This window comes from bacterium (assembly GCA_022616075.1).
In the GTDB taxonomy this organism is placed as follows: domain Bacteria; phylum Acidobacteriota; class HRBIN11; order JAKEFK01; family JAKEFK01; genus JAKEFK01.
In genome coordinates this window covers 33,040-42,455 of the sequence record JAKEFK010000179.1, presented here as the reverse complement: position 1 = coordinate 42,455, position 9,416 = coordinate 33,040, and the positions used below count along the sequence as shown (strand labels likewise).

The window sequence follows — 9,416 nt, the reverse complement described above, 5'->3', positions numbered from 1 at the left end:
GATCTGGTTCCGAGTACTGTCGGTCGATTGGCACAGCCGGCTCAAGGATTACTGCCCCCGGGAATTCTTGGTCATGATCCAGGCAAAAGACAATCCTCACTGCCCATGGATAAAGCAAAAGAACTGATTGCATCCACCGGTCTTCCACTTCCGATCAAGATGCGGGCTTCCGTGCAACCGATTCTGCAAGACAGGTACTCTGCTTTGACTCGCGCCCTCTTCAAAATATGGTCAGATATCGGTGTCGAAATTTCGATTCAAACTACGGATCAGGATTCTTTCAATGAAAGCTATCTGAAGAATGAAGGCATCGATCTCCTATTCAGCCGATGGATCGCCGATTATGATGACCCGGATACCTTTACCTACAGCTTGTTTCATTCAGGCATCGGCGAACTGCGCAAATATTTTTCTTCCGCTGATCTGGATGAAAAGATGGAAAGGGCTCGAATGGAAAGAGAACCTCAGACGCGTGAACGTGTCTATCGTGATATCGAGAATTGGATGCTACAGAACGGAATCATTCTTCCCCTTTTTCACGATATTGACTACCGGGTTGCACATCCTTCTGTTCAACATCTTTCTCTTTCCAATATTCCTCCATTTGTGAATTATTCTGGTCTGGCGAAAGCCGAGAAAAATGTTGCCACTCCCGCGCAAAAAACGCTTAAGGGAATCCTTCAGGTTCCCATCTGGGGAGAACTGCATGCTCTCGATCCTGCTCTTTCCGATAGCGCCACACATACAACAGTCTTTCCAGCCGTTTTTGAAACTCTGACCCGTTCTACGGACGGCGCTCACATTTCTCCCTGGCTCGCTTCTTCTTTTCAAGTCGAAGACGGCGGGAAACAGTTTCGCTTTCGACTCCGCGAAGGTGTGAAATTTCACGACGGAAGAAGACTCACGTCAAGAGATGTTCGCTATTCTTTCGAGCGTGCACTCCAGTGCAAACAGGGGCAAAGCCCATGGTTGCTTGCTCCGATTCGCGGCGCTTCTAAGGTGACTGGCGGTGAATCTACAGAATTAGAAGGTTTTCGAATTCTTTCCGCATCTGAATTTATAATCTTTCTGGAAAAGCCACTCTCTTTCTTTCCTTCTATTCTGGCATACACTCCGACCGCTATTATTCCCGAAGGAACTGAAAATTTCGGCGGGGACTGGCGTTCCGGTTGTGTCGGGACCGGACCCTTCCGGATGGTTGATTTTCAGCCAGGCCGCAGGTTGAAGCTCGAAGCAAATCCAAACTACTGGATGCCGAATCTTCCGAAAATGGATGGTATCGAGTTTACGTTTGGCGTTTCTCCCGCCCAAGTATTTTCCGGCTTTCAAAGCGGACAATATTCCATCGCCTGGAACCTCGCCCCTTCCGATTTTGAGCATTTGTTGCATGAATCGGAATTCGCTGCGCATTATCAGGAAATTCCCAGCCTGTCTACTCAGTACGCCTGCTTCAACATTCATCACGGTCCATTTGCAGATGAGAATCTCCGGCAAAGGTTTATCCAGAGCCTTGATTGGAATTCGCTCATTCGAAGAAAAATCGGACGAGGCGTCACCCATGCCCGAAGTTTGACCCCTCCCGCTTTACTCGGATATGAACCTTCAAATCGGATGCCCGGCGTTCCGTTTCAGCAAAAATCGCCGGAACCTATTGAAATCATCGTGGCGATTCATGGCAGTTATGAATCGAAACACAAAGATTTTTTACAAGAAGTGGTTGAGCTTCTGCGTGAAAAAGGATTTTTACTCCACATCCTTGAGGGAAGAATTGAAGAATCTTCAAACTTAAGGAAGATGAAATGCGACCTTCAGTTCACCAACTGGATTGCTGATTACCCGGATGCCGATACGTTTCTTTACAGTTTGCTCGACTCTCAAACTGGATTCATCGGTCATTTTTGCGGGACACCTGAAGTCGACAGATTGCTAGAAAGAAGCCGCACAGAAACTGATCCACTCACGCGGCATGGGATTTACCGGCAAATCGAGGAGATCATCCAGCGGAATCACTATGTTTTGCCTTTGTTCCATGAACAAACTTACTGCTTCTTCCGGCCGGAGATTAATATGGTTCCGCTGAATTTCTTCGACCCCGTCTTGCCATACGAAGAGATCTCACCTCGCGGCTAACTGGTTATTACTTACTGCGCTGAAGAACAATCCAGCCGTTTTCTCCAAAAATGGTACGATATCCCGCCGCTTTTCGTTCTGCAAGGAGGGTTTCTATTTCCTCCCAGTTTTGATTGGGCCATGGTTTGAGGCGCTGAGATGCCACGACAAAATCTGCCTCAGGAGCTCCCGGTCGAAGAGTGTAAATGAAATCACGGCGGCTTAAATGCGGAACAATACCATCTTGAGCTACAACTGATGCACTTTCTGGAATGAGTGAAAGCGCTCTCGGACCGGTTTTTTCGACATCGGAAAAGTGGTAGTACTTCGGGGAGAGGAGTCGCCAGACCGGCAGCTTGCCCGGCAGAATCGCGCACATCAGCAAAATGAAAGTAACAGCTACCACGGCTACCCGTTTCTTCAAAATCTCAGGATGAATTCGATCCAGAACACGACGCAGCCCATCCGCCGCCGCCATTGCAAGTATCGGAGCTAAGGGCGCTGAGTAATGAAATCCTGCAGTCCAGTGATTCGGACTTGAAGAAAGAAATCGTGCAAGAACCAACGGAACGGCTAAGATGGATATTCGCGAAATTAGCGGAAGAAACAAGAATGGCCCAACCCACAATAGGAAGGTACGGATTTTAATCGGGGGGTCTACCAGGGATTTGATCACGACCCATGGTCTGGAAATCATGCCGATTAGCAACGCAAATGGGCCCTGTCCGAATTCACTGTACGTGTTGAGAAATCCCGATTTGTCTGGGTCTCCGAACATCGGCATCAGCCACGTCACCACAGCTGCAAAACTGATGGAAGCAAAAACTACTACCAGAATGCCCTTCAAATATTCCCTGGACAGGATAAGAAGGAATCCAAAAAAGATGACGAGCAGATGCAAATCTTCCTTTGTCAAAAGGATTCCGATCAGCGCGGGGAACAGCAGTCTCCATTTGCGGGTCTCTAATCCTAAAATTGCAGTCGCAATCAGCAAGGGAGAAAATGCCAGTTCGTGAAAATCAAAGGCCACCGTTTTTTGTATTCCCCAGAAAAGAACATAGGCAAGACTTAAAACAAAACCGAAACGGGACCCGACTCTCGATCGCGCGTAAATGTACACGGGCAACGCGGATAACGACAGAAGGACTGCCTGCAATACCAAAAGTATTTCCGGGCGTGGCAGCACACGGTAGAACGGTACAAGGATCAGCAAAATAGGATGAAAGTGCTCCGCCAGAATATGTGGATAATCTGCAATGGTGTTTCGCGGTATTTCGAACCGGCTGTAGTGCCACATCGCCTGATCGAAGATTCCCAGATCATATCCACTACTGCTGTAATGCCAGTGTCGCAACAGGGAATACGTTGAGTACAGGATGGCCATCACTGCAATGAGAATGAGGATGGGACGAAGCGAGTGAAGTGAGTTTCCAGATCCGTTTTGCACTGAAACTCCGTGGTTATTTTTTATAGCGGTCGTCGATTTCGCGATCCTTGCGTCGCTGTCTGGCCTCTGATTCACCGCGTGCCCAGTAGTATTCGTTGAAGTCTGCAAAACGAATCGTTTCTGCCAGCTGCGGATGCATTAACTGGATCTCCTTCATCATCTTCTGGCAGACGTGACGATAACTGGGATGCCCCTGGGGAGTCGTGCGTAGTTCGATCATGTGCATGGCCTCCCGGAAATTCATTCCCATCATCCATCGAATTTTATAGCCGAACAGCACTGCATATTGCGCCATCACGGGACCCAACTCGCGGTTCATGAGATCGTAAAGTGCGGCGGATCGTTGAAAGCATTCTTCGGCTTTTTCGTGCATTCCAATGGTCCTGAGTTCTTCTTCAATTTCGAATCCCAGACCGCATTGCAACAATTGCCGTTCCTGGGTCAGCATCCGGTGCCGTTGCAAGTCCCTGTAGGCGCCAAAGTCGGCTTGAATATCGAACGTCAGCGGATAACCCATTTCCAGAGCGCGTCCCGGACGATTTCTTCTGTGCACCCGGTTCCCCGTGAAAGTTCGCAAGAGCTCTTCTTTCTGATCGTACGACATTTGTCGTACGATGGCGAGTAACTGTTGTAAAGGATGCTTGCAGTAAGGATAGAGAGAGGCAGCGAGCGTGTGTTCGAATAAAGTTTCCGGATCACGTGCCATGGGCAAAAGAAAGCAATCCTGTTCATCTTTCGGCGGAACCCCACGCAATAATTCTTCGGTCACTTTTCTCATCTGATGTTCTCGCGCGACTACGTACTCATCACGCTTCGCGCGTTTCACGAATTTCGGGATGATCTTGTTCAACTCGCCATGTGCTTCCGACCCGCGCCTGTTGCATTCGGGTAGATTGTGACTGTAAAGACGCGTAAGCAAACTTTGATAAAAGCGCCCGTTCCCATAGAGTCCGACATTTGTGAGCGTTGCGGCCGGCAATAGACCCCGGAGAACATCACAGGCTTTCGTTTTGAGGTCCGCGTTGTACGTCATTCGAAACTGTTTCTGATAGACCTCTGAATCCATTGCGGCGTATTTTTCCGGAATCCCCTTGCCTCGAATGTTATATTCGGCTTCGTCCAGAGTTTTAAGCCGGCGGAAATATTCGGTCAGTGGCTCCACGGCCGCCGCGTACGTATCAAAGATGAAGTCCATCGCGCGGACATATTCAGAGCCAATAGGGCTATTGAAAATCTCTTCGCCGCGGTAGTACTTGTATTTTCCTTCACTATCCTTCTGGTAGTAGAAAACATACCGCGTGGATTGTTCGATCGGTGAACCTCCGATGCGGCAGTCCTCTACAATCTTCGTCACAAGATTGGAGATCTGTTCCAGGGCCAAATGAGCGCCTTCAAGCTCACCGACACTGTCATCTCCGTATTCGTTGAGGATCCGTTCAATCAGCTCCTGGGTTCGAGTGACATTTAGCTCTCCATCCTTCAAGAACTCTTTGAGCAACGTGCGACGAAGGCCCGTGATTGCGCGGCTGTACCGCGCATAGATCGGTCCCGCGAGACCTGGAATGTTTACGCAAAAAGTATCACCGGTTGCGTTGGTGACGTATCGGGAAAGGATTTCTATTTCTTCCGGAGTGAATTCATCAGTCATAGCGCCTTATTATAGCTCGTAGTGGCAGTGCATTTGCCGTTTGTAGTGAACAGATTTGCTACTTCGAAGAAGTCTGAACCAGCACGAACAAATTGTCGACGGGCAAATGCTCTGCTTCTTCTGCAATGCTAGCAGAGCATTTTCACGTAGATACAAATTTCGGGGAAGCGGCAGAGTTAAGGTAGTTAAGATACGAACACAAGCAGTGTGGAAAATGCTCTGCCACTACAAGTCAACCGATTCCATATATACAGGCACATGAACGTTCCAGCCGTAACTTTCTGCAATTTTCTGCGACAGACTTTGGCTTGCGGAAGTCTCTCCGTGAACAAGAAAGACTTTTTCCGGCGGACGCTGAAAGTTCTGGAGCCACTGCAAAATCTCTTCGTAATCCGCATGGCACGATAGCGCGTCCAAATATTCGATCTTCGCTTCGACAGGGTATTGTTTGCCGTGCACCTTAATCTCCTTGATTCCGTCCACAAGGAGTCTCCCTTTTGTCCCTTCCGCTTGAAATCCAATGAATAATACAGTGTTGAAATGCTCGCTGATTCTGCGTTTTAAATGATGCAGGATTCTCCCGGCGCTTGCCATCCCGCTTGCTGAAATGATGATGCAAGGCTGGGTTCGTGTGTTCAGACTCATAGAATCCTGAACTGTCCTCAACGGACGAACTCCATCCCATTGGAATGGGGTATCGTCTCTCAATTGCAAATGTTCTAATTCTTTAGAAGAATCGGAACGATGATGGTTGTAAATGGACATCGCATCGATTGCCATAGGGCTGTCCACAAAAATAGGAAGTTTCGGAATCTGGCCATTCTCTACCAGATTGCGGAGCAGGAACAGCAGTTCTTGCGTTCTGCCGATGGCGAACGCAGGTACCAGAACGCTTCCCCCATTAGCAAAAGTTCGTTTGATCAGCTCAGTCAGCTTTTTCTTAACATCGACCCTTTGATGCAAACGGTTTCCGTACGTGGATTCCATCACAAGATAATCAGCGGAACGAACTTCATCCGGCCGTTTAATGAGGAATTGGGAAGGTCTGCCAAGGTCGCCGGTAAAGAGGATTGTCTTGTCGCGATACCGGAATTCAATCATGGCAGAACCCAGGATGTGTCCGGCGCGGAGAAAACTGAACGAGAGATTGCTGGACAACTGAACCGGTTTGTAATATTCGAGCTGCTGAAGCTGCTCCAAAACTTTTTTTGCGTCCTCTTCTGTATATAAAGGAAGGGCAGGATCGTGCCTTGTATATTTCTTTTTGTTTGCGAAAGCGGCGTCTTCTTCCTGGATGTGTCCGGAATCCGGCAGAAGCAGCGAGAGCAGGTCCGCTGTCGCGGGTGTGCAAATTACCGGACCGCGAAAGCCAAGTTTTGCAAAGCGGGGCAAGAAACCTGCATGATCAATATGCGCATGCGTGAGCACCACGCAATCGAGACCAGCCGGCTCAAAGGGAAGCTTTGCCCAGTTCCGCTCTTTCCAGATGCGCGGTCCCTGAAACAAGCCGCAATCAACGAGAACTTTCTTTTCCGGGGTTTCAATTAGAAAGCGGGAACCGGTAACGGTCTGTGCTGCACCATAAAAGCTAATTTTCATTTTTTTAACAGAAGAACGCAAAGATCGCAAAGAATATTTAATCTTAGCGCTCTTCGCAACCTTCTGTTCTAAAATTAAATCATTGCAGGGAGCGCGATGTGAAATTCGCTTCCGACGCCCAGCTTGCTTCGAACAAATACAAGGCCGCCGTGCGCAGAAACAATTCGTTTTACAACCGCGAGGCCGAGACCAGTGCCGACACCCTTTAGCGGCGTTTGCCAGTAAGGGTCGAATATGTAGGAAAGGTGCTCGGTAGGAATACCCTGGCCTGTATCTACGACACAGACATCCACGTAGGTGCTGTCTGAATTTACGCCGGATCCTTTGCCGGTGGTCACGCGTAGAATCACTTTGCCACCGGCTGGCGTGAATTTGAACGCGTTACTCAGAAGATTGGAGACTGCGCGCATCATTTTGGGACTATCCACAGAAACGGGCGGCAGGTTCTCGTCCAATTCACTGTAGAAGTTGATCCCTTTCTTTTCCGCCTGTAAAGAAGCTTCTTGCATTGGATCGTGCAAGAGCTCCGGTATCGTGAGGACGCTTCGCCTCAATTCCATTTTATTTGACTCAAATCGGAAAATATCAAGCATATCTTCAACGAGCTGTAAGATCGTTCGTCCCGAAGTGAGACCGGTTGCAATGACCTCTTCAATACGGTCTGCTTTTCCGCCAAATCGCTCTTGCAAGAATTCCAGAGCCAGAATCATTGTGGCTGCGGGCGTTTTCAAATCGTGAACAAGCATGGCAGTAAAGTCTGCTTTGATCCGGTCGAGCTCTTTCAGTTTTTCATTTGACTCTTCCAGCTCTTTCGTACGGTTGCGAAGTTCCTGCTCCAATTCTTTCGCTTCAGTAACATCCCGCATAATTCCACGGGCACCGGATGGATCGCCGTTCTCATCACGCATCAACGAGACGTTAAATTCCAGGTGTCGCAGTTTGCCATTCCGGTCCATCATTGAAACAACAGAACGATCCACACCCTGTTTGATGAGTCTTTCATTGGTTGCTCGCAGGTTTTTTTCAATATCAGGATCGTGAAACAATTCATGAAGCGTGCCGCCAACTATTTCGCTTCGCGGATGCCCGAAGAAACGTTCCCCGGCCGCATTCAAGCTCGTAATCGTTCCATCCAGATCCCTCGTGTAGATGATATCGTTTACATTATCGAACAAGTCATCCAGTCCTTTTTCAACTTCTTGTTTTTTTTCTAACTTAGGTTTCCTGTCTCTTGCTTCCAAGGTTAGATGATCCAGATCGATACCCAACCGGTTTGCCATTCGATAAAGTGAATACCGGCCGATTCCAAGAATTTGCGCGGTCCGAAGTTTGTTTCCGCCGGTCGATTTGAGCACTGTAAGAATGTGATCACGCGTCATCTCATCGAGTGATCGCGACTCCTGTTCGATCGTCTGCTGGCTTTTTTCGGATTCCGGCGCCACTGAAGAAAAAGTGGAAACTGTTTCCGGTCGAAGGCCGAAACTGATCAGATCCTCGATTTGAACGACGCCCGTCCCGTTCAACGTAACGGCCCGTTCGATCGCGTTTTCAAGCTCACGAATATTTCCTTCCCATGGAAGAGTCTTAATCCATTGAATGGTGGCATCGGGAATTGTAACCGATTTGCGCTGGCGGTTATTGCATCTGATTAAGAAATGATGTGTCAGCAGTGGAATGTCATCCTGGCGTTCGCGAAGCGCAGGAATATGGATGTGGATCACGCTCAGCTTGTAGAGCAAGTCTCTTCGAAAGGAAGAGAGCAGGAGCTTTTCTACAGGTTGAGTGGTTGACGCGATCACGCGAATGTCCGCAGGGCGTTCTTCATTGCTTCCAACCGGTTTGATCGTCCGCTGCTGTAACATGCGCAACAGTTTTACTTGAAATGCAGGAACCGTTTCGTTGATTTCATCCAGAAACACGGTGCCACCTGACGCACTTTCAAGAATTCCGCGGTGTGCGACCGAAGCTCCGGCCAGTGCGCCTTTAACGTGTCCGAATAGCTCGCTTTCCAGCAAAGCTTCAGTGAACGCGCCGCAGTTGACTGTAATGAAGGGTTTCCGGGACCTCGTGGAACCCTCATGAATCGACCTGGCCGCAAGCTCCTTTCCTGTGCCATTCTCTCCGGTAATCAGAACAGTGGAATCCGTTTTGGAAATGCGAGCAATCGCCTTGTAGACTTCAATCATCCGAGGGCTCTGTCCGATCATCTGAATCGTTTTGCCGGTGATCTCTTTTTTCGTTTCTCCTTTCTGTTTGTTGGAAAGGAGCGCGCGGCGCAAAACTTCCAGGATTTGATCCTTCGCAAAGGGTTTCGTCATGTACTCAAAAGCATTCAGTTGCATTGCTTCGGCAACCGTTTCAATAGAGCCCTGCCCCGTCATGACCACAATGGGAGTTGTGCTTCCGGATTCATGCAGTTCGCGAAGCACGGACATGCCTGACTGATCCCCAAGCGTGAGATCCAGCAGGATCGTATCAATGGGAGTCGCCATCAGTTTTTCAAATGCTTCGGAAGGGTTCACTGCAAGCTCTATTTCGATTCCTTCAGTTTCCAGAAGGTTGCGAACCATGGATCCAAATTGCGGGTCATCTTCTACAACGAGCACGCGCATT

5 protein-coding genes are annotated in these 9,416 nt (G+C 48.8%); 1 reads left to right on the top strand and 4 read right to left on the bottom strand.

Annotation, left to right across the window (positions count from 1 at the left end; all coding sequences use genetic code 11):
- On the top strand, nucleotides 1-2,130 hold a 2,130-nt coding region (locus L0156_14190), incomplete at its 5' end, for an ABC transporter substrate-binding protein (protein ID MCI0604144.1).
- Nucleotides 2,131-2,137: 7 nt separating this feature from the next.
- Here the strand turns inward: L0156_14190 and L0156_14185 are convergent.
- The 4 genes from L0156_14185 to L0156_14170 all read right to left on the bottom strand — a co-directional run bounded on the left by L0156_14185 (nucleotide 2,138) and on the right by L0156_14170 (nucleotide 9,415).
- Nucleotides 2,138-3,556, bottom strand: a complete 1,419-nt coding sequence (locus L0156_14185) for a DUF2079 domain-containing protein (GenBank protein MCI0604143.1) — start codon at nucleotides 3,554-3,556, stop codon at nucleotides 2,138-2,140.
- A 13-nt stretch (nucleotides 3,557-3,569) separates the two neighbouring features.
- Complete coding sequence (locus tag L0156_14180; GenBank protein MCI0604142.1) at nucleotides 3,570-5,204, bottom strand: FAD-dependent thymidylate synthase; 1,635 nt, start codon at nucleotides 5,202-5,204, stop codon at nucleotides 3,570-3,572.
- A 225-nt stretch (nucleotides 5,205-5,429) separates the two neighbouring features.
- Nucleotides 5,430-6,803, bottom strand: coding sequence for an MBL fold metallo-hydrolase (locus tag L0156_14175; protein ID MCI0604141.1), 1,374 nt, complete (start codon nucleotides 6,801-6,803; stop codon nucleotides 5,430-5,432).
- Between the two features lie 74 nt (nucleotides 6,804-6,877).
- Nucleotides 6,878-9,415, bottom strand: a complete 2,538-nt coding sequence (locus L0156_14170) for a sigma 54-interacting transcriptional regulator (protein ID MCI0604140.1) — start codon at nucleotides 9,413-9,415, stop codon at nucleotides 6,878-6,880.
- Between the last annotated feature and the right edge of the window lies 1 nt (nucleotide 9,416).

Bases quoted from the DNA above. Each gene is read 5' to 3' on its own strand.
- L0156_14180 (MCI0604142.1), bottom strand. From the start codon at position 5,204: ATGACTGATGAATTCACTCCGGAAGAAATAGAAATCCTTTCCCGATAC.
- L0156_14175 (MCI0604141.1), bottom strand. From the start codon at position 6,803: ATGAAAATTAGCTTTTATGGTGCAGCACAGACCGTTACCGGTTCCCGC.
- L0156_14170 (MCI0604140.1), bottom strand. From the start codon at position 9,415: ATGCGCGTGCTCGTTGTAGAAGATGACCCGCAATTTGGATCCATGGTT.